A 23,330-nucleotide genomic window follows, 5' to 3' on the forward strand; every position below is an offset into this window, starting at 1 on the left:
GGCGCGCCCCACGGGTGCGGTTACGGCAGCTCCAGCTCGCGCTTGGCGAGCTCCTCGATGTTGACGTCCTTGAACGTCACCACCCGGACCGACTTCACGAACCGCGCGGAGCGGTAGACGTCCCACACCCAGGCGTCGGTGAGGGTGAGCTCGAAGAAGACCTCGCCGCCGGTGGAGCGCACCTGCACGTCGACGTTGTTGGCGAGGTAGAACCGCCGCTCGGTCTCGACGACGTAGGAGAAGAGCCCCACGACGTCGCGGTACTCGCGGTAGAGATCCAGCTCGAGCTCGGTCTCGTAGTTCTCCAGGTCCTCAGCACTCACGGAACCATCATGCCCTTCCCGCGAGCACGCCCGGCCCGGCGACGACGCCGTCGGCAGGTGCGGTGACCTGCCCCTCGGCCTCGGCCGGGGCATCGTCCGGCCCGGTGCCGGGCGCGGCGTCCCACAGCGGCTCGGCAGGCGATGCGTCGTCGGCCTCGCCGCCGAACCCGTCGAGGCCCTCCTCGGTCCCCTCGGCGTAGGCGTCCTCCTCGGCCTCCGCGGGCAGCGCGATGTCGCCGGCGGCCTCCCCCAGGCCGGGCAGGTGCCAGGAGCGCCGGTGCAGCTCGCAGGCGCCGTGCTCGTGCAGGGCGGCGATGTGCTCGGGGGCGCTGTAGCCCTTGTTGCTGGCCCACCGGTAGGCGGGGAAGTCGTCGTCGAGGCCCACCATGATCCGGTCGCGCTCGACCTTGGCCAGGACGCTGGCCGCGGCGACGACGGCGCAGGTCATGTCGGCCTTGACCTGCGTGCGCACCGGCGGGGTGACGACCGGCAGACCGACGCCGGGCACGAGGACCTCCGGCGGCTCGGGGGCGAAGAGGTCGCCCTGCTCGGGCGCGGAGAGCCAGTTGTGCACCCCGTCGAGGACGACCACCGACGGCGCGAGGCCGGCGCCGGCGAGCTCGGCCAGCGCCCGGCGGCCGGCGAGGCGCAGGGCGGCGATGATGCCGAGCTCGTCGATCTCGGCCGGGCTGGCGTGGCCGACCGCCGCGCCGGCGCACCAGCGGCGGATGGGCGCGACGAGGTCCTCGCGGGCGTGGGCGGTGAGCAGCTTGGAGTCGGCGAGCCCGCGCGGCAGGCGCCGGGAGGTCGTGGCGCCGACGACGGCGACGCCGACGGTCACCGGCCCGGCGAGCGCCCCGCGGCCCACCTCGTCCATGCCGGCGACGAGCGCGCCGTCGCCCAGCTCGGTCAGGAGCGTGCTCTCGAGCTTGCGGGTGGGCCGCCGCCGGGAGGGCGTGCGCCCGCGCGTGGTGGCGGCGGTGGTCACGAGGTCGGCTCCGGCACCGTGGCGAAGGTCTGCTCGGGATTGTTGAGGAGCTTGAACCGGTCGGCGGGCCACAGCACCACGAAGGCCCTGCCGACGATGTTGTCCATCGGCACCATCCCGCCGCCGGGCTCGCCCAGGTGGGCGCGGGAGTCCTCGGAGTTGGAGCGGTTGTCGCCCATGACCCACACGCTGTCGGGCGCGACGACGATGTCGAAGGGCACGTCGCTGGGATCGGTGCCGGGCTTGAGGTAGGGCTCGTCGATCGGCTCGCCGTTGACGGTCAGCTGCCCCTTGTCGGTGCAGCAGGCGACCCGGTCGCCGGGCAGCCCGATGAGCCGCTTGATGAGGTGGTGGCCGGCGTCCTGCGGGAGCAGGCCGACGAAGGTGAGGACCTCGGTCATGGTCTGCTGCCACTGCGGGCGGGTGTCCGGGGGCAGGTCCCCCAGCCAGTCGCCGGGGTCGACGAAGACGACGATGTCGCCGCGGTGCAGCTCGAACGGCCCGGGCGCGAGCTTGTTGACCATGACCCGGTCGCCGACGAGCAGGGTGTCCTCCATCGACCCGGAGGGGATGTAGAACGCCTGCGCCAGGAACGTCTTGATGAGGATCGACAGCACGAGCGCGAACACCATGACGGTGACGCTCTCGCGGAACCAGCCGCCCTTGGCCGGCTTCGCCGGGCGCTTGGCGGGCGCGGGCTCGACCGGCTCGGGCACCTCCGGGCGGGCCGGCATGGCTCGGCTGGTCTCCGGCGGGTAGCTCGGTGGGACCCCGTCGCCGGCGCTCGGGACGGCGTCGCCGCCGGCGGCCCCCGGGCCGGCGTCGGCGTCGAAGCGCCCGGCCGCGGCGGGGTCGTCCCGCAGATGGCGACGGTGCCTGGGGAGCGGGCTGGCGGGATCTGGCGTCCCGGCGCTGTTGCTGCTCACGCCTGGTCGGCTCCCCTCGTTCGGTCGATGCTGGGCGGGCCAGCACCGGTGCACGGGCCCCTCGTGCAGAGTATCCGCCCCGGAGGCACCGCTGCCCGGCACACTCCAGTGTGCCGGGCAGTGGCGGGGGCGCAGGGTCAGCGCGTCTCGCGCTTCTCCTTGATCTTGGCCTTCTTGCCGCGCAGCTCGCGCAGGTAGTACAGCTTCGCCCGGCGGACGTCACCGCGGGTCACGACCTCGATGGAGTCGATGGACGGGGAGTGCACCGGGAAGGTGCGCTCGACGCCGACGCCGAAGCTGACCTTGCGGATCTTGAAGGTCTCGCGCACGCCGGAGCCGGAGCGGGCGATCACGACGCCCTGGAAGGCCTGGACGCGGGAGCGGTTGCCCTCGACGACCTTGACGTTGACCTTGAGGGTGTCGCCGGGACGGAAGGCGGGGATGTCGTCGCGCAGCGACGCCTTGTCGACGAGGTCCAGGTTCTGCATGGTGATCTCTTCCCGCTCGTGCCACAGGTCACGCGCGCTGGTCGGGGCGGCCGGGGCCGCCACGTGGGCTGATGGTGCTCGGCGTCCGCGGGCCCCGTAGACCCCCTGTGGCAGGTCCGACGGGCATCGTGGCGCGGCGCACGGCCGTCCTAGTCTGCCACACCGCGGGACGCGGTCCTAACCCCGGCGGTCAGCGCGACGGTGTGGTCTCCCCCACGGCGGTCCCCGGCGCGGCGCCCGGGCCCGTCGCCGGACGCAGGTCGCGGACCATGACCACGTCCTCCTCGAGGCTCTCCCCCACCCGGAACCGCCGCAGGCCCGCGACGACGAAGCCGTGGCGGGAGTAGCTGCGCTGGGCGCGGCGGTTGGCCTTGTTGGTGCCGAGCCACAGCGCCGCGAGCTGCCGGTCGTCGACGGCGCGGCCGGCCGCCTCGGCGACGGTGGCGTCCAGCAGGGCGCCGGCGACCCCGGAGCCCTGGAAGGCGGGCCGGACGTACACCTTGCTCAGCTCCGCGGCGGGCCGGGCGGTGACGACGGCAGCGACGTCGGCCGCGTCGGGCTCCTCACCGGCCGTCAGCGGCAGCACGGTGAGGGTGTACCCCACGGGCCCGGCGCGGCCGGCGTCGGCGACGAGCACGAGGTAGCGGGCGTCGTCGGCGAGGTAGGCCGCGAAGTGCGCGGCGGTGAGGTGGGCCGCGATGAAGGCCTGGACGTCTGCCTCGGCCATGTGCGGCGGGCAGGCCAGGGGGAAGGTGGCGGCGGCGAGCTCGGCCAGCGCCGCGGCGTCGGCGGCGGTGCCGCGGCGCACCCGCACGCGCACCGGGGCCGGCGCGGCGTCGGCGGCGGGCGCGGGGACGAACCAGCCGTGCCGGCCGAGCACGGCCCGGTCGGCCCGGTCCAGGGCGGCGGGGTCGAGGCGGGCGACCATGTCCGGGCGGCGCTCGGCGGTGCGCGCCAGGGCCTGGTCGCGGCGCCAGCGGGCGACCTTGCCGTGGTCGCCGGAGGTGAGGACCTCGGGCACGGCGAGGCCGGCCCAGACCGGGGGCTTGGTGTAGACGGGGTACTCGAGCAGCCCGGCGGCCCCGTGGGACTCCTCCACGAGCGAGGCGGGGTTGCCGATCACGCCGGGCAGCAGGCGGGCCACCGCCTCGACGACGACGAGGGCGGCCACCTCCCCGCCGTTGAGCACGTAGTCGCCCAGGGAGATCTCGTGCACCTCGACGCCGGTGTGGCGGTAGTGCTCGGCGACCCGGGCGTCGATGCCCTCGTAGCGCCCGCAGGCGAGGACGAGCTGGTCGGCGGCGGCGAGGTCCTCGGCCAGGGCCTGGGTGAAGCGCTCCCCGGACGGCGTGGGCACGAGCAGGACCCGGCGCGGCGGCGCGGTGGCGGCGGGCGCAGCCCCGGCGGCCCGAGCGGTCCCCGCGGCGGGCGCTACCTCGGCGGCCGGCGCGGTCCCGAGGACGTCGTCGAGGGCCTTGCCCCACACGTCCGGGCGCATCACCATGCCGGCGCCGCCGCCGAAGGGGGTGTCGTCGACCGTGCGGTGGCGGTCGGTGGTCCAGTCGCGCAGGTCGTGCACCCGCAGGTCGAGCAGGCCGTCGCGGCGCGCCTTGCCCACGAGGGACAGGTCGAGGGCGTCGAGGTAGGCGGGGAAGATCGTCAGGACGTCGATGCGCACCTCAGGCGCGCCCCTCGGCCCGCCCGGAGCCGGCGTCGTCCGGCTCGTCCTCGACGGGGTCGGCGGCGAACAGGCCGCGCGGCGGGTCGAGCGTGATGGTGCCGGCGTCGGTGTCCACCTCGGGGACGAGCTCGGCGACGAACGGCACACGGGCCTCCGCGCCGTCGGGCTCGGTGACGACCAGGACGTCCTGGGCGGGCAGGTGCTCGAGGTCGGCGACGGTGCCCAGCTCCCGCCCGTCGACGTGGACCACGCGCAGGCCCACCAGCTGGTGGGGGTACCAGCCCTCGTCCTCGTCGCCCTCGTCCTCGTCGCTCTCGACGACGAGGCGCACCCCGCGCAGGGACTCCGCGGCGGTGCGGTCGCGCGCCTCCTCGAAGATGACGTAGGTGGCGTCCGCGGCCCGGCGGGTGCGGGTGACGGTGAGGGGACCGGCGTCGGCGGGCTCGGTCTCCAGCACGTTCCCGACGGCGAGGCGGCGGGCGGGGTCGTCGGTGCGCAGGTCCAGCCGCACCTCCCCCTTGAGCCCGTGGGGCGCTCCGATGATGGCGACGGTCAGCAGCACGCCGGCTCCTTGGTGGTGGTCGTGACAGGGGGGCGCCGGGTGCGCGGCGCCCGGGTGCGCGCAGACCCGGCCCGCGGGTGCGGGCCGGGTCTGCGGGTGCTGTGCTCAGCGGCGGTCGGTGTCCACCACGTCGACCCGCACGGGGCCGGAGGTGGACAGCGCACCGATGACGGTGCGCAGGGCCCGGGCGGTGCGCCCGGAGCGGCCGATGACCCGGCCGAGGTCCTCCGGGTGCACGCGCACCTCCAGCAGCTCCCCGCGGCGCAGGGACCGGCTGGAGACGCGCACGTCGTCCGGGTGGTCGACGATGCCGCGCACGAGGTGCTCGAGAGCGTCGGCCAGCACGGGGATCAGGCGTCCTCGGAGGGCGCCTCGGCCTCCGCTGCCTCGCCCTCGCCCTCGCCGGCGCTGGCCTTGGCCTCGGCGGCACGGGCCTTGCGCTTCTCGGCCTCGTCCTCGGCGGCCTTGACGGCCGCGGCGCGGGCCTCGGCCACGGCCTCGGCGGAGGCGTCCTTGGTGCGCAGGGTGCCCTCGGCCCCCGGCAGCCCCTTGAACTGCTGCCAGTCACCGGTGACCTTGAGCAGGGCGGTGACCTGCTCGGTGGGCTGGGCGCCCACGGAGAGCCAGTACTGCGCACGCTCGGAGTCGATGTCGATGAGCGAGGGCTCCTCGGTCGGGTGGTACTTCCCGATCTCCTCGATCGCCCGGCCGTCGCGCTTCTTGCGCGAGTCCATGACGACGACGCGGTAGTACGGCGCGCGGATCTTGCCCATGCGCTTGAGACGGATCTTGACTGCCACTAGGTGGTCGCTCCTGGTTTCGTGATGGGGTGGACCGCGCAGGACCCCGGTGGGTTTCGGCGTCTCGGTTGGTCGCAGGACGCGGCGCCGGGCGGTGAGAGGGGCCGGCCGGGCCGAGTACAGCGGGTCATTCTGCCAGATCCCCGGGCGCGACCGAAACCCGTCACGGCGAGTGCGACGCGTCACGGCCACCCGGGTGGGTGGGCGCGGCGGGTCAGGGCTGCCCGGGGGTGGCGCCCGCGCGCTGCTCGAGGTCCCACAGCAGCTCGGTGACCACCCGGTAGGAGTTCACCGGGCCCCGCAGGCGGCGCCCGTCGAGGAAGACCACCGGGCGCGGCGGCAGCTGGGCGGCGTCTGCGTCGAGGTTGTCGTCCTCGACCCGGCCGAGCTGGGCGGCGGTGCGTACGTCCTGGACGAACCGCTCCACGTCCAGCCCCACCCCCGCGGCGAGGGCGCGCAGCGCGTGGGCGTCGGGGCGACCGGGCCGGGCGACCACGGCGTCGTGCATCGGCCAGAACCCGCCCTGGGCCGCGGCGGCCTCCAGGGCCAGGGCGGCGACGACGTCGGCCTCCGCCGTGGCGTGATGCCGGAAGACCACCCGAACCTGGGCCCCGAGGCGCTCGCGCGTCTCGCGCAGGACCTCTGCGGTGCGGGTGCGGTAGGCGGGGTCCAGCGCCGCGTAGACGACGACGGTGGCCGGCGCGTCCTCGGGCCCGCGCACGTGGTCGCGGGCGACGTCGACCGGCCGGGGCAGTACGGTCCCGGCCGGGATGGGCAGGGGGCGCAGCCGGTCACCGAGGGCGAAGATCGCCCAGGCGACGAGCAGGGCCAAGGCTGACGCGAGGAGCACCCCCACCCGCGCCTCGTCCTGGAGGCGGGGGTCGGTGAGCGACAGGTCGATGACGAGCAGGGAGATGGTGAAGCCCATCCCGGACAGCGCGCCCACCCCTGCCAGGCGGGGCAGGTCGAGGCCGGCGGTCCGGCTGGCGGGCACCAGCCGCTGGACGACGGCGGTGGTCCCGGCGATGCCGACGAGCTTGCCCAGCACCAGACCGGCGACGATGCCCCACGTCAGCGCGGAGGTCAGCGCGGCAGACAGCATCTCCCCGGAGAGCTTCACCCCGGCGTTGGACAGCGCGAAGACCGGCACGACGCCGTAGTTGACGTAGGGCGCGAGCAGGTCGGTCAGGCGCTGGTTCATCGGCACGGAGCGGTCGATGCTGCGCCGCGCGAGCCGGGCGGCGCGGGCCACCGGCGCCTGCCGGAACAGGTGGACGATGTGGGAGGCGGCGTCGACGTCCTGCAGACGCGTGGGGAAGACGGGCATGAGCAGGGCGATGAGCACCCCGGCCAGGGTGGCGTGCACGCCCGACAGGTACATCGCCAGCCACGTGGCCAGGCCCACGACCAGGTACGGCGTGACCCGCCACAGCCGCAGGTGCTGGAGCAGCCAGATGAGCCCGAGCCCGACGGCGGCCGCCGCCAGTGCGAGGACGTCGAGGTCGCGGGTGTAGAAGGCGGCGATGACGGTCAGGGCGCCGATGTCGTCGACGACGGCGAGGGCCAGGAGGAACACGCGCAGGCGCGGCGCGTTCTTGGGGCCGACGAGGGCGAGCATGCCCAGGGCGAAGGCGGTGTCGGTGGAGATCACCGCTCCCCAGGCGGCGCCGGCCGGGCTCCCGTGGTTGAGCGCCAGGAAGATCACCGCGGGCAGGACGAGGCCGCCCACGGCCGCGAGGACCGGCAGCAGCGCGCGCGAGGACTCGCGCAGCTCCCCGAGGGTGAACTCGCGGCGCACGTCCAGCCCGACGACGAAGAAGAACAGGGCCATGAGCCCGTCGTTGACCCACGTGGCCAGGGAGAGGGACAGCCCCCAGTCGCCGAGGCGCACGCCCAGCTCAGTCGACCAGAAGGCGTCGTAGGAGCCGCCGACGTTCGCCCAGACGAGGGCGACGAGCGTGGCCGCCGCGAGCGCGACCGCGGCCCACGAGTCGTTGCCGCCGCCGTGGCGACGCCGGCGCCGCCGGGTCGCCGTCGTGCGGCCATGCTCGCTGGACACGGTGACGTCCGACCTCCTGGTGCTCGGGTGCGCCGCGAGGCCGGGCGACGCCCGGACGTCCGCGGCACCGGCCAGGCTAAGCCCGGGGACAGCGGCGAGGCACGGCGGGAGCCGGGACCGGCTCGTCGGGGTCGCGGCGGCAGGGGTCGGGTCAGGACCAGCGGAACGTGCGCGCGGCCAGCGGGTAGAGCACCACCACCCAGACGACCATCACCGCCAGCTGCGGCACCGCGACGGAGCCCGCGAACCACGCCTCGGTCATCGCCTGGCTCGCCGCCCCGAGCGGGGTGTACGCGGCGATGTCGCCGACGACGTCGGGCATCGCCGGGCCGGGGGTCCACATGCCCGCCAGGAACAGCAGCGGGAAGTAGAGCAGCATGCCGAGGGAGGAGGCCGCGGAGCCCTTCCGGGCGCGGGCCGCGACGAGCAGGCCGACGCCGAACATCGACGCCGCCCCCAGGACGAACGCGGCCGCGGCGGCGCCCACGTGCGTCGGCGCCGGCGGGCCGAACGCCGCGGCCGCCACGGCGAGGGCGAGCACCGCGGCGAGCACGAGCGCGGCGAGGTTGATGGCCACGTGCGCGGTGAGCACGGCCCGCGGGCGCATCGGGGTGGTGGCCAGGCGCCGGAAGACGCCCTGCTCGCGGTAGGTGGCCAGGGCCACCGGCAGCGTGGTGAGCGCGGGGCTGGCCATGGCGGCCGCGAGCGCCACCGGCACGTACACGTCCACGGGCCGCAGCCCGGCCCACTCCACCGGGACGCCCGTCATGACGTCGCGCATGCCGGGGATGGCGAAGCCGACGCCGACGAGGAGCACGCTGGGGAAGATCAGCGCGAAGAAGACCGAGCCGCGGTCGCGCAGGAACAGCCGCCCCTCGGTGCGGGCGAGGGTGCGCCAGGCGCGGGCGGGGCCGGCGCGGCGGGCGCCCGGCGCGGCGGGGGCGAGCGTGCTCATGATGCGGCCTCCAGGGCGGGTGGGCGGGCCCCGGTGACGTCCACGAAGACGTCCTCGAGGGTGCGGGAGAGGGTGCGGACCTCGTCGGGGGCGACGTCGCCCTCGGCGAGCGCGAGGACGACGGCGGGCAGCACGCGCGGGCCGCCGGTGACCTCGTAGCCGCCGTCGACGGCGGCCACGGTGTCCACCTCGGGGAGGCGGACGAGCCCGTCGGCCAGGGCCGGGGCGGTGCCCGCGGGCAGCCGCATCCGGAACGTGCGGCGGTCCTCGCCGGCGGCGACCAGCGACGCCGGGCTGCCGGCGGCGACCACCCGGCCGTCGTCGATGATGACGAGCCGGTCGCACAGCCGCTCCGCCTCGTCCATGAAGTGGGTGACCAGGACGATGGTGACGCCGGCGTCGCGGACCTTCTCGATCAGGGCCCAGGTGTCCCGACGGGCCTGGGGGTCCAGCCCGGTGGTCAGCTCGTCGAGGATGGCCACCTGCGGGTTGCCGACCAGCGCCAGCGCGATGGACAGCCGCTGCTGCTGCCCGCCGGAGAGGTCGGCGAAGGCGGTGCGCCGCTGGTCGGTCAGCCCGAGCAGGTCGAGCAGCTCGGCGGCGTCGGCCGGCTCGGGGTAGAAGGCGGCGTACAGGTCCAGCGCCTCCCCCACCGTGAGCCGGGCCGGCAGGCGGGACTCCTGGAGCTGGACCCCCAGGTGCGGGCGGACCGCGGCGGGCTCGCGCTGGGTGTCCACGCCGAGGACGACGGTGCTGCCGCCGTCGGCCGGCCGCAGCCCGGCGAGGACCTCGACCGTGGTGGACTTGCCGGCCCCGTTGGGGCCGAGGATGCCGAAGATCTCGCCACGCTCGACGGCGAAGGAGACGTCGGCGACGGCGACCGTCGGGCCGTAGGCCTTGCGCAGGTTCGTGACCTCGATGACGGGACTCATCTCAGGACGCCACCTTCCGGATCGGGACATCGCGGGCGAGCAGGTAGTAGGCGAGCGCGGCCAGCGCCAGCACGACCACCGAGACAACGGCGGTGACCGGGCCGGACGGGGCCAGCGGCGCGAGCAGCTGGAACTGCCCGGTGGGCAGGGCCGGGGACCCGACGAGGTAGATGGGCGCGAGGGTCAGCGGCAGGACGACGGTGCCGCACCAGCCGCCGAGGCGGTAGTAGCCCATCCCGACGAGCAAGCCGCTGAGCTGGCCGGCCACGAAGGACAGCGCCAGCCCGGGGATGACGCCGAGGCCCGCGGAGGGGTCGAAGCCGTTCTGGGCGTCCAAACCGACGTGGCTCCACCCCTTCGCGGCGTAGACGAGCCCTTCGAGCTCCAGCGCGACTCCGGCGAGGACGGCGTAGGTGACCCCGACGAGGACGCCGACCGCGACGGTGGCCCGCACGAACGCGGCACGGGTCAGGCCGGTGGCGACGTGGGCGGCGAGGCCGGCGACGCAGAAGATGATCGCCATGGAGAAGCCGGTCCACAGGGCGCCGTGCCGGCTGAACTCGAAGATCGACGCCTCGACCGCGGCGAAGCGGTCGAGGAGGGCGATGACCACCGTGCCGACGACGGCCATGGTGGCCCACAGCCACACCCCGATGGTGGCCTGGCCGCGCAGGTTCCAGCGTGCGGCGCGCAGCCAGGGCGCGCGGGCCGGACTGGTGGTGGTGAGCATCATCGGGACTCCCTCGCGGTCAGGTGGATGAACAGGTCCTGCAGCGGGACCCCGCCGAGCTCGAGGCCCGCGGCGGCGGCCCGGTCCAGGGCGCCGTCGTCGAGGTCGTCGAAGACGGTGACCTGGCGGGTGGCGCCCAGGTCGCGGGTGCCGACGACGCCGAGGCCGGCGACGGCGGCGTCGACCCGGTCGGCGGGTCCGGTGATGGTCACGCCCCTGGCACGCAGGGCGTCGGTCTCCTCGCACAGGAGCACGCGCCCGGCGTCGAGGATCACCACCCGTTCGAGCAGGTGCTCGATCTCGCCGATGAGGTGGCTGGAGAGGATCACCGTGCGGGGGTGGGCGACGACGTCGGCGAGCAGGACGTCGTAGAAGCGCTGGCGCGACGGGGCGTCCATGCCCAGGTGGACCTCGTCGAAGATGCTCAGCGGCGCCCGGGTGGCGAGGCCGATGGTCGCGCCGAGGGCGGACCGCTGCCCGCGCGACAGCTTGTCCGGGGTCTTGCGACGGTCGATCGCGAAGGCGTCGAGGAGCTCCTCGGCCAGGCCGGTGTCGAAGCCGGGGCGCATGGCGGCCACGTAGCGGAGGTTGGTCGCGATCCTCTCGTAGGCCAGCACGTCGCCGCCCTCGCGGACGATGCTGGTGCCGCCCATGACGCGGGCGTTCTCGAACGGGTCCTCCCCGTCGACGCGCACCTCGCCCGAGGCCGCCCGCCGGAAGGCGGCGAGCACCGACAGCAGCGTGGTCTTGCCGGAGCCGTTGCGGCCGAGCAGCCCGTAGATGCCGCCCACGGGCAGGTCGAAGGTGACGCCGTCCAGCGCCGTGGTGCGGCCGTAGCGCACGGTTAGGTCGCGCACGGCGACGCCGAACCCGGCCTGCTCCTGAGCGGTCATCGTGCGGTCCTCCTGGGGTGGGTGCGGGTGATGTGCTCGACGAGCTCCTCGACGCCGATCCCGAGCAGATCGGCCTGCTTGAGGACCGGGTCGAGCACGTCGGTGAAGAAGGTCTGCCGGTGCTGGTCCAGCAGGCGCTCGCGGGCGCCGGCCGCGACGAACATGCCCACGCCGCGGCGCTTGTACAGGAGCCCCTCGTCGACCAGCTCGGCGAAGGCCTTGGCCGCGGTGGCGGGGTTGATGCGGTACGTCGTGGCGTACTGGGTGGTCGACATGACCTGCCCCTCCTCGGGAAGGGTGCCGGCGAGAATCTCGGCGCGGATCTGCTGGGCGATCTGCACGTAGATGGGCTCACGTCCCTCGAACATGGCCCGCCTCCAAGGTACTTCGGTTCATTGCTAGACTAATGCACCATAGAACCATGGACGGCGCAAGGAGTTTTTGCGGCAGCGGCGTGCCCACCTCCGCGAGGATCCGGCCGTCCGACCCGCCCCCGCCGGTGGCCGGACGGCCGCCGCATCTGCCGTCGCTAGGGTGACGTCATGCTGCTCGCCGAGGACCTGCTGCTCCTGCTCACCGACGACGCCAGCGGCCGGCCGGTCCTCGACGGCACCCGCCTCGACCTCGTTCTGGCCGGCGCGGTGGTGCTCGAGCTGGCGGTGGTGGGCCGTGCCGACGTCACCGGTCCGGGCGAGCCGGTGCGTGCCGGGCGGCTGGTGGCGCGGGACCCCTCCCCCACCGGCGACCAGGTCCTCGACGAGGCGCTGCGCCGGATCGCCGCCCGCCGGCCCTCCAAGCCGGAGACGGTGCTGCCCGGGCTCGCCAAGCAGCTGCGCCCGGCCCTGCTCGCCCGGCTGACCGAGCGCGGGATCCTGCGGGCCGAGGAGGGACGCGTGCTGGGCATCTTCCCCACGCGGGCGTGGCCGGCGACCGACTCCTCCCACGAGGACGGCGTGCGCCGGGGGCTGCACGAGGTGCTCGTGGTCGGGCGGGCGCCGGCGCCGCGCGAGGCCGCCCTGATCTCCCTGCTCGACGCCGCCGGTCAGGTCCCGAAGGTCCTCGCGGGCAGCGGGGTGGACCGGCGCGAGCTGCGTCGTCGCGCCCGGGACATCGCCGCCGGGGAGTTCGCCGGCGGGGAGTTCGCCGGCGCCGCGGTGCGCCGGGCGATCGACGCGGTCACCGCCGCCACGATGGTCGCCATCAGCGCCGGGGCCGTCGCGGCCAGCGGCGGCAGCTGAGGCGTCCGCCGAGTCGGTACCCCTAGACCAGGCGCCCGCGCAGGATCACGGCGGCGGGCCGGGACAGGACGCCGACGTCCTGGCGGGGGTCTGCGTCGTAGACGACGACGTCGGCGCTCGCCCCCTCGGCGATGCCGGGGACGGCGAGGAAGCGGCGCGCCCGCCAGCTGGCCGCGGCGACGACGTCGGCGGCCGGCACCCCGGCGCGGGCGACCTCGGCCAGCTCGGCCGGCAGGGAGCCGTGGACGATCGTGCCGCCCGCGTCCGAGCCCATGAGCAGCGGGACCCCGGCCTCGTGCAGGGCCCGCACCTGGGCGTAGCGGCGGGCGTGCATCTGCCGCATGCGGGCGGCGTAGCGGGGGTACTTCGCCCCGGCCTGGTCGGCGATCTCGGCGAAACGCCCGACCTGCAGGAGCGTGGGCGTGACCGGGATGCGCCGGTGGGCCGCCTCTGCGATCTGGTCCGCGTCCATGCCGGTGCCGTGCTCGATGCCGTCGATGCCGGCGTCGAGCAGCGGGTCGATGGCCTCCCGGGAGAAGGTGTGGGCGGTGACGCGGGCGCCGTTGTCGTGGGCGGCGGCGACGGCGTCGTGCAGGACGTCGGCGGGCCACAGCGCGCGCAGGTCGGCGTCGGCGCCCTCGGACCGGTCGATCCAGTCGGCGACGATCTTCACCCAGCCGTCGCCGGCGCGGGCCTGCGCGGCGACGGCGTCGGGCAGCTGGGCGACGTCGTCGAGCTCGAGGCCGTAGTTGCGCAGGTATCGCTTGGGGCGGGCGAGGTGGCGGCCGGCGCGGAGCAGGCGGGGCAGGTCGGTGCGGGCCTGGACCCAGCGGGTGTCCATGGGCGAGCCGGCGTCGCGGACGAGGAGCGTGCCGGCGTCACGGTCGGCCTTGGCCTGGACCACGGCCTCCTCCTCGTCCACCTCCCCGCCCGGGCCGAGGCCGATGTGGCAGTGCACGTCGACCAGGCCGGGCAGCACCCAGCCGGTGATCTGCCGCGCGCGCTCGGCGCCGAGCGGCGGGGTGCGGGTGAGGCGGCCGTCGGCCACCCAGACCTCCTCGAGCTCGGTGGCGTCGTCGACGAGCACGGTGCCGCGCAGGTGCAGGAGGTCGCTCATGGCGAGAGGTTCTCATGCCCGCGGCGTCCCCGGTCCGGCCCCCCGCCGGGCGAGACGTCATCGCGGGGAGGCGTCACCCGCCCCGTCGGGCGAGCTCCAGCGCCCAGGCGCGGGCCGCGTCCTGGCCGGGCAGCGGCGGGCGCGCCGGCGCGGCCGCGCCGCCGCCGGCCCCGTCTCCGGCCCCGGCCGCCGGACCGGTGGTGGGGCCGTCGCGTTCGTCGAGGTAGGCGTCCGCGGCCCTCTTGGCCCGGGCCGCGGCGGCGACCGTCTCGGGAGTCAGGAAGGCCATGGCTCATCTCCGGTCGGACGGTCGGACGTGGGGCGGTTCGTACGGGGCCGGGGCGGCGTCCCGGCGTGGCGGCGAGCCCGCGTGCTCACGGCATTCTCGTCGTCCGTGCCACGGATGACATCCCTGCGTACCAGACGCCTCACCCGTGGATCCGCCGGTCTCGGGCATCACGTGACGCTCGCGCACGGTTTGACGTCTCGCGCACCGTTTGACGTCTCGCGCACCGTTTGACGTCTCGCGCACCGTTTGACGTCTCGCGCACAACTTGACGTCTCGCCGAGAGGGCGGGTCATCCACGGCGGAGGACGGTGCCGCTCGCCCCTCGGGCGACGATGGTGACTCGACGCGCCCCCTGCGCGCGTGGCTCGCGCCGGACGTGCGAGGTGGTCATGACCCTGGACCTGCTCCTCATCGGACTGGCGATCGCGCTCGAACCACTGCCGATGAGCGCGTACATCCTGCTCCTGAGCACCGCGCAGGGCGCCCGGGCGGGGTTCGGCTTCGTGCTCGGCTGGGTGGTCACGCTCGCCGGCCTGGTGGTCCTGACGCTGCTCGTCACCGGCGGCAAACCGCCCGCGACGGGCTCCGCGCCGTCCACGGCGACGCTGGTCGCCAAGATCCTGCTCGGCGTGGCGCTGCTGGTCCTCGCGTGGCGCACGCGGGCGCGGCGCGGACGTCCGCCGGCCCCGCCGAAATGGATGGGGCGGCTCGACACCATGAACGTCGCGGCGGCGATCGCGCTGGGCTTCCTGCTCCAGCCGTGGTTCCTCGTCGCGGCCGGTGTCGCCACCGTCACCGCGGCGGACCTGTCGAACGGCGCGACGGTGCTGACGCTGGTGGGCTTCGGCGTGCTGGCCTCGGCCAGCTACCTGGCGATGCAGGCGTACGTCGTGGCCTCGCCCGTCGCGGCGCGGACGCGGCTGGACGCCCTGCGCACCTGGATCACCGTCCACCAGGACCAGATCGTCGTGGTGGTCTCCGTCGCCGTCGGGCTGTGGCTGATCGGGAAGAGCAGCTACCTGCTGGCGACGTGAGGACCGCGGTCCCCGGGCCCCAGCCCGCGCGGGCCGCGAGGTGGGCGGCGGGCTGGATGTCGGAGAGGCGGTCCTCACGGGCCTCACCTCACCGCAGGTACTTCTGCAGCTCCTCGAGGTCGGGCATCTCCTGGTTCTGCCGCGGCGCGCCGAGACCGAACGCGGAACCCGCCGGCGCCGCTGGCCTGGTGGCGGCCTCGCGCTCCTGCTGGGCGCGCTTGGCGGGGTTGCCGGACTTGCCCTTCTTGCCCTTCTTCGGCGGGGCCTGCATGCGGCCCTTGGACTTCTTCCCGCCCCCGGGCAGCATCCCCATGCCGGGCACTCCCCGGCCGGCGCCGCGGGCCATCTGCCGCATCATCGTCTTGGCCTGGTCGAAGCGCTCCATGAGCGCGTTGACCTCGGTGACGGTGGTGCCCGAGCCGCGGGCGATGCGCTGGCGGCGCGAGCCGTTGAGGATCCTCGGGTTGGTGCGCTCGGCCGGCGTCATGGAGTTGACGATGGCCTCGACGCGGTCGACCTCGCGCTCGTCGAAGTTCTCCAGCTGCTCGCGCATCTGACCCATGCCCGGCAGCATGCCGAGCATCTTCTTCATCGAGCCCATCTTCTTGAGCTGGTTGAGCTGGACGAGGAAGTCCTGGAGGGTGAAGTCGCCGTCGCCGGCGATCTTCGCGGCCATCTCCTCGGCCTGCTGGGCGTCGAACGCCTTCTCGGCCTGCTCGATGAGCGTGAGGATGTCGCCCATGTCGAGGATGCGGGAGGCCATCCGGTCGGCGTGGAAGCGCTCAAAGTCGGAGAGCTTCTCGCCGGTGGAGGCGAAGAGCACCGGCTTGCCGGTCACCCCGCGCACCGACAGGGCGGCGCCACCGCGGGCGTCGCCGTCGAGCTTGGTGAGCACGACGCCGGTGAAGCCCACACCCTCGGCGAAGGCGTTGGCGGTGGTGACGGCGTCCTGACCGATCATCGCGTCCAGGACGAACAGGGTCTCGTCCGGCTGGACGGCGTCACGGATGTCCGCGGCCTGCTGCATCATCTCGGCGTCGATGCCCAGCCGGCCGGCGGTGTCGACGATCACCACGGAGTACTGCTTGTCGCGGGCCTGCTGCACGCCGGAGCGGGCGACGGCGACCGGGTCGCCCACGCCGTTGCCGGGCTCGGGCGCCCACACCGGCACCCCGGCCTGCTCGCCGACCACCTGCAGCTGGGTGACGGCGTTGGGGCGCTGGAGGTCGGCGGCGACGAGCATCGGGGTGTGCCCCTGCTCGCGCAGCCACCGGCCGAGCTTGGCCGCCAGGGTGGTCTTCCCGGCGCCCTGGAGGCCGGCGAGCATGATCACCGTCGGCGGGTGCTTGGCGAAGTGCAGGTCGCGGGCCTCGCCGCCGAGGATCTCGACGAGCTCGTCGTTGACGATCTTGATGACCTGCTGGGCGGGCCGGAGCGCCTGGGAGACCTCGGCGGACTTCGCCTTCTCGCGCACGTTGGCGGCGAACGCGCGCACGACCGGCAGCGCGACGTCGGCGTCGAGCAGGGCGCGCCGGATCTCGGAGACCGTCGCGTCGATGTCGGCGTCGGAGAGGCGGCCCTTGCCGCGCAGCTGCTTGAAGGAGGCGGTGAGCCGGTCGGACAGATTGGCGAACAAGGCACTACCTCAGGTCGGAAGATGACGGGAACTGAGGATCAGGGTAGTGCCAGTTCGGCCGCAACCCGAGTGAAGAGCGTCTCGACCAGGCCGGCCCGCCAGCTCGTCCACGCCTGCGGGCCGGCCGCGCGGGCGTCCGCCTCGGTCAGCCGGCGCAGCAGGGCCAGGACGTCCGGGCGGCGCTCGACGGCGTCGGCCACCCAGGCGGCGACGGCCGGGTCGGCCAGGTTCCTCCGCGTGGCGACGGCTGGCAGCAGCAGGTGGTGGCGCACGAGGAGGACGACGGTGTCGCGGTCCGCCGGTGGCAGGCCCAGGCGGTCCAGCAGCGGGCGGACGATCCGCGCGCCGGTGGCCGCGTGGTCGTGCCCGCCGGGGACCTTGCCGAGGTCGTGGAAGAACGCGGCGAGCAGCAGGAGGTCCTCGCGCGGCGCCGGCCCGCCGGCGGCGGGCATGCGGGTCGCGGGCACGCGGGTCGCGGGCACCCGGGCGGCGGTCTCCACGAGGTGCCGGTCGACGGTGAAGCGGTGCAGCGGGTTGCGCTGGGGGCGGTTGCGCACCGCCGCCCACTCCGGGAACCAGCGGGTCACCACGCCGGCGAGGTCGAGGGCCTCCCACACCGGCACCTGCGCCGGGCCGGCGCCGAGGACCTCGAGGAGCAGCGCCCGCGCCGGCGCCGGCCACGGCTCGGGCACCGGCGCGGCCTGTGCCAGGCTGGTGAGCGTCACCGGCGACAGCGGCAGTCCGCTGCGGGCCGCCGTCGCCGCGGCCCGCAGGGCGAGCAGCGGGTCCGCGACGGGGTCGGCGTCGCCGGCCAGGACGATCTCGCCGTCGTGCTCGGCCAGCCCCTCCCCCAGCGAGGGCAGGCGCGGCGGGGTGGGGCGGCCGCGCACCATGAGCGGGCGGACGAACCGCGGCCGCGCCGTCGCCCGGCGGGCGCGGCGCACCGTCGCGTCCAGCGCGGCGGAGATCACCCGGGCGGCCTGGGCCGCGGACGCCAGCAGGTCGTCGGCGGCGTCGGTGACCGCGGCCCCGGCGGCGGTGACGGCGACCACCTCGTGGCGGCCGGGGTGCCCCAGTCCGAGGAGGCGGGCGACGTCGTCCTGCTCGCTGAGCAGCAGCCGGGTGGTGCGCCGCCCGGTGACGAGGGTGAGGGCGTCGCGCACGTCGAGCAGGTGGGCGTAGGCGTCGTCGAGGTCCCCGTGCGGGCGGTCGGTCAGCCAGCTGGCGGTGAGGGCGCGGGCGACGACGGCGTCGCGCAGCCCGCCGCGGGCCTCCTTGAGGTCGGGCTCGACGAGGTAGGCCAGCTCCCCGGCCCGGGCGGCCCGCTCCCCGACCGAGGCGAGCAGCTCGGGCAGGCGCCGGCGGGCGGCGCGGCGCCAGTCGGCGAGCACCGCCCCGGCGGCCGCCTGGGCCAGCGCGGCGTCGCCGGCGACGGCCCGCACGTCGAGCAGCCCGACGGCGGCAGGCAGGTCCGCCGAGGCGACCTGCCGGCACTGCTCGAGGCTGCGCACGGCGTGGTCGAGGTCGAGGCGGGCGTCCCACAGCGGGTACCACAAGGCGTCGGCCAGCGCGGCGAGCGCGGCCCCGTCGAGGGTGCGCCCGTCGTGGACGAGGAGCAGGTCGAGGTCCGACAGGGGCCCGCCGTCGCGCCGGCCCAGGCTCCCCACCGCCGTCAGGGCGACGCCGTGGTCGACGCCGAGGCCGGTGGCGCGGGCGGCGCCGGCCCACAGGTCCGCCAGCGCGGCGTCGGTGAGGTCGGCCAGCGCCCGGCGGTAGCGGGCCCCGGCCCCGGCCTCGCCGGGAACGGGGGCCGGCAGCGCGAGACGGGCCTGGCGCAGCTCCCCCACCGTGGGGCGCTGCGCCAGGCCCGTCATCGTCGCTCCTCGTCACGGCCGGCGGCCCGGCCACGGTCCACGGGACCCGGGGCCCCGCTCGGTCACGGGACCGCGCGACCCCGCTCGGTCACAGCGCCTCGGCGCCCCGCTCGCCGGTGCGGACCCGGATGACGTCCTCGACCGGGACCGTCCAGACCTTCCCGTCGCCGATGCGCCCCGAGTGGGCCGCGCCGACGACCGCGTCGACGACGGCGGCGGCGTCGGCGTCGTCCACGACGACCTCGATGCGCACCTTCGGGACCAGCTCGATGGTGTACTCCGCGCCGCGGTAGACCTCGGTGTGACCGTGCTGGCGGCCGTACCCGTTGGCCTCCGACACGGTCATGCCGTGCACGCCGGCGGCCTCGAGGGCCCTCTTCACGTCGTCGAGCCGGTGCGGCTGGACGATAGCTGTCACGAGCTTCATGCGTTCGCCTCCGTCGTGGTGCGCGCCGCCTCCGGGTTGGTACGTGCCGCACCGACACTTGCCTCGGTGGCGAACCTACCGGCCGTGATGCCCTCGTACGCGGACTCGCCGTGCTCGAACTGGTCGATGCCGACCACCTCGACCTCCTCGCGCACCCGCCAACCCATGGCAGCCTTCAGCGCGAGCCCGATGATCGTCGTCATCACTCCGGAGAAGATCACCGCGGCGACGGCGATGATCACCTGGACGAGGAGCTGGGCGAACCCGCCGCCGTAGAACACGCCGGTGGTGGTGCTGAGGAAGCCGATCGCCACGGTGCCGACGAGGCCGCCGACGAGGTGGACGCCGACGACGTCGAGGGAGTCGTCGTAGCCGAAGCGGTACTTCAGGCCGACGGCGAGGGCGCACAGGGCGCCGGCGGCCAGCCCGAGGATGATCGCCCCACCGGGGCTGAGCGCGCCGGCGGCCGGGGTGATCGCGACCAGGCCCGCGACGACGCCGGAGGCGGCGCCCAGCGAGGTGGCGTGCCCGTCGCGGATCTTCTCGGTGAGCAGCCAGCCCAGCATGGCCGCGGCGGTGGCGCTGGTGGTGTTGACCCAGGCCAGGCCGGCGGTGCCGTTGGCACCGAAGGCCGAGCCGGCGTTGAAGCCGAACCAGCCGAACCACAGCAGCCCGGCGCCGAGCATCGTCAGGGGCAGGTTGTGCGGCTTCATCGGCACCGCGGCGAAGCCCCGGCGCCGGCCGATGATGAGGGCGAGCACGAGGCCCGCCATGCCGGCGTTGATGTGGACGACGGTGCCGCCGGCGAAGTCGATGGGGGCGGCGATGCCGCCGAAGGGCCCGTCGGGACTGAGCAGCCCCTTGTTCCAGACCATGTGGGCCATGGGGAAGTACACGAGCGTCACCCAGATCGCCGTGAAGACCATCCAGGTGGAGAACCTGGCGCGGTCGGCGATCGCGCCGGAGATCAGGGCGACGGTGATGATCGCGAAGGTCACCTGGAACGCGACGTCGACGATCACCGGGTAGTTGTTCGCGTTGAGCGCGAACTCACCGCCGGGGCCGTAGATGACGCCGGCCAGGGCGAAGTGCTGGAACGGGTTGCCCACGATGCCCGCGACGTTCGTGCCGCCGAAGGACATCGACCAGCCCCACAGGACGTAGACGAGCCCGACGACGCCCATGGCACCGAAGGACATCATCATCATGTTCAGGACCGACTTCGACCGGGACATGCCGCCGTAGAAGAGCGCCAGCCCGGGGGTCATGAGGAGAACGAGCGATGCTGCGGCCAGCATCCATGCGGTCGCTCCGGTATCCATGGTTCCTCCCTCACCAGCGCGATCGGCTGGTCGGGGACAAGCGTCTCCGGCGCACGTTTCGTGCGGCGTACCCCGATGTTTCGGGCGCGTGACGAGACCGCGCGGGATGTGAAATCCGTGTTGCGTGTGGGGCGTGGGGCCGGGCGAGGCGTCCGCCGGCGGGGCGGCGGGGGCGTCGACGCCTGCAAGACGCGAACCGGCCCGGCGCCGCGCGGGGCGGGCCGGGCCGGTGTTGCGCCGTCGGACAGCGGGAGCGTCAGGACAGCAGGGCGTCGACGAACTCCTCGGGCTCGAAGGGCGCGAGGTCGTCCGGGCCCTCGCCGAGGCCGACGAACTTCACCGGGACGCCGAGCTCGCGCTGGACGGCGACGACGATGCCGCCCTTGGCGGTGCCGTCGAGCTTGGTCAGCACGATGCCGGTGATGTCGACCGCCTGGGCGAAGACCTCGGCCTGCCGCATGCCGTTCTGCCCGGTGGTCGCGTCCAGGACGAGCAGCACCTCGCGCACGGGGGCCTGGCGGGACATCACCCGCTTGATCTTGCCGAGCTCGTCCATGAGGCCGGCCTTGTTCTGCAGGCGGCCGGCCGTGTCGACGAGCACGACGTCGGCGCCGGCCTCGCGGCCCTCCTTCACGGCGTCGAAGGCGACGGCGGCGGGGTCGGCGCCCTCGCGCTCGGAGCGGACCACGGGCACGCCGACGCGGGCGCCCCAGGTGCTGAGCTGGTCGGCCGCGGCGGCGCGGAAGGTGTCCGCGGCGCCGAGGACGACGTCGTGGTCCTCGGCCACCAGGACACGGGCGAGCTTGCCCACCGTGGTGGTCTTGCCGGTGCCGTTGACGCCGACGACGAGCACGGTGGCCGGGTGCGGCTCGCCGTCGTCGCCGATGGCCGGCTCGACGTGGAGGACGCGGTCCATCGTGGGGTCGACGAGCTCGAGCAGCTCGCGGCGCAAGACCTCGCGCACCTGCGCGGCGTCGGTCGTGCCGAGCACCTTGGTCTCGGTGCGCAGCTTGTCCATGAGCTCGGTGGTGGGGCCGACGCCGACGTCCGCGAGGAGCAGGGTCTCCTCGATCTCCTCCCAGTCGTTCTCGGCGAGGTCGCCGCGGGAGAGGATCGACAGGAGCGTCTGGCCGATCGTGCCCGAGCGGGCGAGGCGGGCGCGCAGCCGCTGCATGCGGCCGGCGACGGGCTCGGGCCGCTCGAGGGTGGGGACCGGGGTGGTGGACGGCGGGGCCGGCTCCTCCGGCGCGGTCACGACCGGGGCGCTCGCCCCGGCGGCCGGGGGCTGGTCCACCTCGTAGGGACTTACGTCCTCGGGCGGGAGGGTGGTGGGGCCGCGGCGGCGCCGGCCGGTGGTCAGGGCGACGGCCCCGACGACGACCAGCACGACCACGAGCACAGCGATGAGAATCCAGGCTTGGTCGGTCACTCCCCCAGTCTGGCGCAGGGCGCGGCACCGCGCCGAGCGCGCACGCCGGGGTCAGCGGCGCAGCAGGCGCGCCTGCTCGCGGGCAAGCTCGAAGCGCGAGACCAGCTCCTCAGGCCCGGTGTAGGCCGGCTCGTCGGTCTCGGCGAGGGTGAACAGGTCCTCGAGCGGGGTGTCGCGGGTCTCGGCGCGGGCGGGGCGCAGGTTGGCGGCGGCGAGCTCGTCGGAGCGCCATGCGCGCACGCTCTCGCGCACCCAGGCGGCCCAGCCGCCCTCCGGCCGGCGTTCGACGGCGACCAGCAGGAGCACCCCCACCGCGGCCAGCGCCGTCATGAGCATCCCGATCATCGCCCCAGTCATGCCTCCAGTATCACCGGAACGGACCCGTCCGCACCGCTGGGGGCCCGCCCGCACGCCCGGGCGGGACGTGACGTCCCTCACGTCGGCCGGGCGCCATGCGCCCCTGCCCGGCGGCCGGCTCCGGGGGCCCGCTGGGGCCGGGTTCACCTGGCCGCCTCTGAGCCTCAGGTGCCCAGTTCGGGGCTCCCAGGTGGCGGGCTCTGGGCGCTCAGGTGGCCGGCTCGGGCTCGCGCTCCAGGCGCTGGGAGATGACGGTGGTCACGCCGTCCCCGCGCATCGTCACGCCGTACAGGGCGTCGGCCACCTCCATCGTGCGCTTCTGGTGGGTGATGACGATGAGCTGGGAGCTGGCGCGCAGCTCGGTGAAGATCTCGAGAAGCCGGCCCAGGTTGACGTCGTCGAGGGCGGCCTCGACCTCGTCCATGACGTAGAACGGGCTGGGCCGCGCCTTGAAGATCGACACCAGCAGCGCCACGGCGGTCAACGAGCGCTCCCCGCCGGAGAGCAGCGAGAGGCGCTTGACCTTCTTGCCGGCCGGGCGCGCCTCGATCTCGATGCCGGTGGTGAGCATGTCGTCGGGGTCGGTGAGCACCAGGCGGCCCTCGCCCCCGGGGAACAGGCGCGGGAAGACCTGCTCGAACTGGGCGGCGGTGTCGGCGAAGGCCTCGGCGAAGACCCGCTGGACCCGTTCGTCGACCTCCTTGACGATCTGCAGGAGGTCCGCGCGGGACTTCTTGAGGTCGGCGAGCTGGTCGGTGAGGAACTTGTGCCGCTCGGCCAAAGCCGCGTGCTCCTCGAGGGCCAGCGGGTTGACCTTGCCCAGGCGGGCGAGGTCGCGCTCGGCGGCGCGCAGCCGCTTCTCCTGCTCGGCCCGCACGTAGGGTCGTGGCGGCGGCACGTCCTCCCCGTCGGCCACCGGGGCGGTGGACGGCACCGGGCGGTCCGGTCCGTACTCGTCCACGAGGACCTGGGGGTCGAGGCCGAGCTCGGCGACGGCACGCTCCTCGAGCTGGGTGATGCGCAGGCGCTGCTCGGCGCGGGCGACCTCGTCGCGGTGGGCGGCGTCGGTGAGCCGGGCCAGCTCGGTGCCGATCTCCTCGAGCTCGGCGCGCACCGCGGCCAGCGCGGTCTCGCGCTCGGCCCGCTCCGCCTCCGCCGCCTCCCGCGCGGCCGCCGCGGCCGCCACGGACCGCTCGATGGCGGCCAGCGCCCGCGCGGCGCCCTCCCGCACCTCGGCGGCCACCTGCGCCTGCGCGGCCCGGCGGGCCTC

Annotated in this window: 24 protein-coding genes and 1 pseudogene; 2 read left to right on the top strand and 23 right to left on the bottom strand. The window is 75.0% G+C overall.

The window, feature by feature from the left end:
• Nucleotides 1–20: 20 nt before the first annotated feature.
• From GD970_RS14895 to GD970_RS14960, 14 genes are all read right to left on the bottom strand, one after another.
• On the bottom strand, nucleotides 21–323 hold the full coding sequence (locus GD970_RS14895) for a DUF2469 domain-containing protein (RefSeq protein ID WP_152203687.1): 303 nt from the start codon (nucleotides 321–323) through the stop codon (nucleotides 21–23).
• A gap of 7 nt (nucleotides 324–330) precedes the next feature.
• Nucleotides 331–1,311, bottom strand: a complete 981-nt coding sequence (locus tag GD970_RS14900; protein WP_226925367.1) for a ribonuclease HII — start codon at nucleotides 1,309–1,311, stop codon at nucleotides 331–333.
• Complete coding sequence (lepB, locus tag GD970_RS14905) at nucleotides 1,308–2,237, bottom strand: signal peptidase I (RefSeq protein ID WP_226925368.1); 930 nt, start codon at nucleotides 2,235–2,237, stop codon at nucleotides 1,308–1,310. Before lepB ends, GD970_RS14900 begins: the two co-directional genes overlap by 4 nt.
• Before the next feature lie 137 nt (nucleotides 2,238–2,374).
• A complete protein-coding gene (gene rplS / locus GD970_RS14910) occupies nucleotides 2,375–2,725 on the bottom strand; it encodes a 50S ribosomal protein L19 (RefSeq protein ID WP_152203713.1) in 351 nt (116 codons plus the stop codon).
• Between the two features lie 190 nt (nucleotides 2,726–2,915).
• Nucleotides 2,916–4,403, bottom strand: coding sequence for a tRNA (guanosine(37)-N1)-methyltransferase TrmD (gene trmD, locus GD970_RS22745; RefSeq protein WP_152203688.1), 1,488 nt, complete (start codon nucleotides 4,401–4,403; stop codon nucleotides 2,916–2,918).
• A gap of 1 nt (nucleotide 4,404) precedes the next feature.
• Complete coding sequence (gene rimM / locus GD970_RS14920; protein ID WP_152203689.1) at nucleotides 4,405–4,968, bottom strand: ribosome maturation factor RimM; 564 nt, start codon at nucleotides 4,966–4,968, stop codon at nucleotides 4,405–4,407.
• 105 nt (nucleotides 4,969–5,073) lie between these two features.
• Entirely contained in the window at nucleotides 5,074–5,313 is a 240-nt protein-coding gene (locus GD970_RS14925; RefSeq protein WP_098482761.1) for an RNA-binding protein, read from the bottom strand.
• 5 nt (nucleotides 5,314–5,318) lie between these two features.
• A complete protein-coding gene (gene rpsP, locus GD970_RS14930; RefSeq protein ID WP_152203690.1) occupies nucleotides 5,319–5,768 on the bottom strand; it encodes a 30S ribosomal protein S16 in 450 nt (149 codons plus the stop codon).
• 214 nt (nucleotides 5,769–5,982) lie between these two features.
• Nucleotides 5,983–7,827 carry a Na+/H+ antiporter NhaA gene (nhaA, locus tag GD970_RS14935; RefSeq protein ID WP_152203691.1) on the bottom strand — a complete coding sequence of 615 codons (1,845 nt, stop codon included), beginning with the start codon at nucleotides 7,825–7,827 and terminating at the stop codon, nucleotides 5,983–5,985.
• A 151-nt stretch (nucleotides 7,828–7,978) separates the two neighbouring features.
• Nucleotides 7,979–8,782 carry an ABC transporter permease gene (locus GD970_RS14940; protein ID WP_152203692.1) on the bottom strand — a complete coding sequence of 268 codons (804 nt, stop codon included), beginning with the start codon at nucleotides 8,780–8,782 and terminating at the stop codon, nucleotides 7,979–7,981.
• On the bottom strand, nucleotides 8,779–9,714 hold the full coding sequence (locus GD970_RS14945; RefSeq protein WP_152203693.1) for an ABC transporter ATP-binding protein: 936 nt from the start codon (nucleotides 9,712–9,714) through the stop codon (nucleotides 8,779–8,781). Before GD970_RS14945 ends, GD970_RS14940 begins: the two co-directional genes overlap by 4 nt.
• Before the next feature lies 1 nt (nucleotide 9,715).
• Entirely contained in the window at nucleotides 9,716–10,447 is a 732-nt protein-coding gene (locus tag GD970_RS14950; RefSeq protein WP_152203694.1) for a hypothetical protein, read from the bottom strand.
• Nucleotides 10,444–11,337, bottom strand: coding sequence for an ATP-binding cassette domain-containing protein (locus tag GD970_RS14955; protein ID WP_152203695.1), 894 nt, complete (start codon nucleotides 11,335–11,337; stop codon nucleotides 10,444–10,446). The genes GD970_RS14950 and GD970_RS14955 overlap by 4 nt, the downstream gene beginning before the upstream one ends.
• A complete protein-coding gene (locus GD970_RS14960) occupies nucleotides 11,334–11,705 on the bottom strand; it encodes a GntR family transcriptional regulator (RefSeq protein ID WP_152203696.1) in 372 nt (123 codons plus the stop codon). Before GD970_RS14960 ends, GD970_RS14955 begins: the two co-directional genes overlap by 4 nt.
• A 174-nt stretch (nucleotides 11,706–11,879) precedes the next feature.
• Here GD970_RS14960 and GD970_RS14965 point away from each other — a divergent pair, with 174 nt between their 5' ends.
• Nucleotides 11,880–12,575 carry a GOLPH3/VPS74 family protein gene (locus GD970_RS14965; protein ID WP_152203697.1) on the top strand — a complete coding sequence of 232 codons (696 nt, stop codon included), beginning with the start codon at nucleotides 11,880–11,882 and terminating at the stop codon, nucleotides 12,573–12,575.
• A 22-nt stretch (nucleotides 12,576–12,597) separates the two neighbouring features.
• On the opposite strand, the gene GD970_RS14970 is transcribed toward GD970_RS14965, so the two are convergent.
• Both GD970_RS14970 and GD970_RS14975 read right to left on the bottom strand, forming a co-directional pair.
• On the bottom strand, nucleotides 12,598–13,692 hold the full coding sequence (locus tag GD970_RS14970) for an amidohydrolase family protein (protein WP_152203698.1): 1,095 nt from the start codon (nucleotides 13,690–13,692) through the stop codon (nucleotides 12,598–12,600).
• Nucleotides 13,693–13,765: 73 nt separating this feature from the next.
• Nucleotides 13,766–13,981: a hypothetical protein gene (locus GD970_RS14975; RefSeq protein ID WP_152203699.1), complete on the bottom strand. Its 216-nt coding sequence runs from the start codon at nucleotides 13,979–13,981 to the stop codon at nucleotides 13,766–13,768.
• Between the two features lie 389 nt (nucleotides 13,982–14,370).
• Here GD970_RS14975 and GD970_RS14980 point away from each other — a divergent pair, with 389 nt between their 5' ends.
• Nucleotides 14,371–15,015 (top strand): GAP family protein, encoded by a 645-nt coding sequence (locus GD970_RS14980; protein ID WP_170297354.1) that lies wholly within the window; start codon nucleotides 14,371–14,373, stop codon nucleotides 15,013–15,015.
• 88 nt (nucleotides 15,016–15,103) lie between these two features.
• On the opposite strand, the gene ffh is transcribed toward GD970_RS14980, so the two are convergent.
• The 7 genes and pseudogenes from ffh to GD970_RS15015 form a co-directional block, all read right to left on the bottom strand.
• The gene (gene ffh, locus GD970_RS14985) at nucleotides 15,104–16,651 is read right to left on the bottom strand and encodes a signal recognition particle protein (protein WP_152203701.1); all 1,548 of its coding nucleotides are present in this window, start codon (nucleotides 16,649–16,651) and stop codon (nucleotides 15,104–15,106) included.
• 38 nt (nucleotides 16,652–16,689) lie between these two features.
• A complete protein-coding gene (locus GD970_RS14990; protein ID WP_152203702.1) occupies nucleotides 16,690–18,525 on the bottom strand; it encodes a [protein-PII] uridylyltransferase family protein in 1,836 nt (611 codons plus the stop codon).
• Nucleotides 18,526–18,613: 88 nt separating this feature from the next.
• Nucleotides 18,614–18,952: a P-II family nitrogen regulator gene (locus GD970_RS14995; protein ID WP_152203703.1), complete on the bottom strand. Its 339-nt coding sequence runs from the start codon at nucleotides 18,950–18,952 to the stop codon at nucleotides 18,614–18,616.
• Nucleotides 18,949–20,274, bottom strand: coding sequence for an ammonium transporter (locus GD970_RS15000; RefSeq protein WP_152203704.1), 1,326 nt, complete (start codon nucleotides 20,272–20,274; stop codon nucleotides 18,949–18,951). Before GD970_RS15000 ends, GD970_RS14995 begins: the two co-directional genes overlap by 4 nt.
• A gap of 256 nt (nucleotides 20,275–20,530) precedes the next feature.
• Nucleotides 20,531–21,703, bottom strand: coding sequence for a signal recognition particle-docking protein FtsY (gene ftsY / locus GD970_RS15005; RefSeq protein WP_152203705.1), 1,173 nt, complete (start codon nucleotides 21,701–21,703; stop codon nucleotides 20,531–20,533).
• A gap of 51 nt (nucleotides 21,704–21,754) precedes the next feature.
• Nucleotides 21,755–22,060 carry a hypothetical protein gene (locus GD970_RS15010; protein ID WP_152203706.1) on the bottom strand — a complete coding sequence of 102 codons (306 nt, stop codon included), beginning with the start codon at nucleotides 22,058–22,060 and terminating at the stop codon, nucleotides 21,755–21,757.
• Nucleotides 22,061–22,268: 208 nt separating this feature from the next.
• Nucleotides 22,269–23,330, bottom strand: a pseudogene (locus GD970_RS15015) (AAA family ATPase); the annotation flags it as partial.

It is taken from the genome of Georgenia thermotolerans (assembly GCF_009193185.1).
Lineage (GTDB): Bacteria > Actinomycetota > Actinomycetes > Actinomycetales > Actinomycetaceae > Georgenia > Georgenia thermotolerans.

Bases quoted from the DNA above. Each gene is read 5' to 3' on its own strand.
- GD970_RS15010 (WP_152203706.1), bottom strand. From the start codon at position 22,060: ATGACTGGGGCGATGATCGGGATGCTCATGACGGCGCTGGCCGCGGTG.
- GD970_RS15000 (WP_152203704.1), bottom strand. From the start codon at position 20,274: ATGGATACCGGAGCGACCGCATGGATGCTGGCCGCAGCATCGCTCGTT.
- GD970_RS14940 (WP_152203692.1), bottom strand. From the start codon at position 8,782: ATGAGCACGCTCGCCCCCGCCGCGCCGGGCGCCCGCCGCGCCGGCCCC.
- GD970_RS14955 (WP_152203695.1), bottom strand. From the start codon at position 11,337: ATGACCGCTCAGGAGCAGGCCGGGTTCGGCGTCGCCGTGCGCGACCTA.
- GD970_RS14990 (WP_152203702.1), bottom strand. From the start codon at position 18,525: ATGACGGGCCTGGCGCAGCGCCCCACGGTGGGGGAGCTGCGCCAGGCC.
- GD970_RS14950 (WP_152203694.1), bottom strand. From the start codon at position 10,447: ATGATGCTCACCACCACCAGTCCGGCCCGCGCGCCCTGGCTGCGCGCC.
- GD970_RS14980 (WP_170297354.1), top strand. From the start codon at position 14,371: ATGACCCTGGACCTGCTCCTCATCGGACTGGCGATCGCGCTCGAACCA.
- rplS (WP_152203713.1), bottom strand. From the start codon at position 2,725: ATGCAGAACCTGGACCTCGTCGACAAGGCGTCGCTGCGCGACGACATC.
- GD970_RS14975 (WP_152203699.1), bottom strand. From the start codon at position 13,981: ATGGCCTTCCTGACTCCCGAGACGGTCGCCGCCGCGGCCCGGGCCAAG.
- GD970_RS14970 (WP_152203698.1), bottom strand. From the start codon at position 13,692: ATGAGCGACCTCCTGCACCTGCGCGGCACCGTGCTCGTCGACGACGCC.
- GD970_RS14965 (WP_152203697.1), top strand. From the start codon at position 11,880: ATGCTGCTCGCCGAGGACCTGCTGCTCCTGCTCACCGACGACGCCAGC.
- GD970_RS14945 (WP_152203693.1), bottom strand. From the start codon at position 9,714: ATGAGTCCCGTCATCGAGGTCACGAACCTGCGCAAGGCCTACGGCCCG.
- GD970_RS14960 (WP_152203696.1), bottom strand. From the start codon at position 11,705: ATGTTCGAGGGACGTGAGCCCATCTACGTGCAGATCGCCCAGCAGATC.
- GD970_RS14995 (WP_152203703.1), bottom strand. From the start codon at position 18,952: ATGAAGCTCGTGACAGCTATCGTCCAGCCGCACCGGCTCGACGACGTG.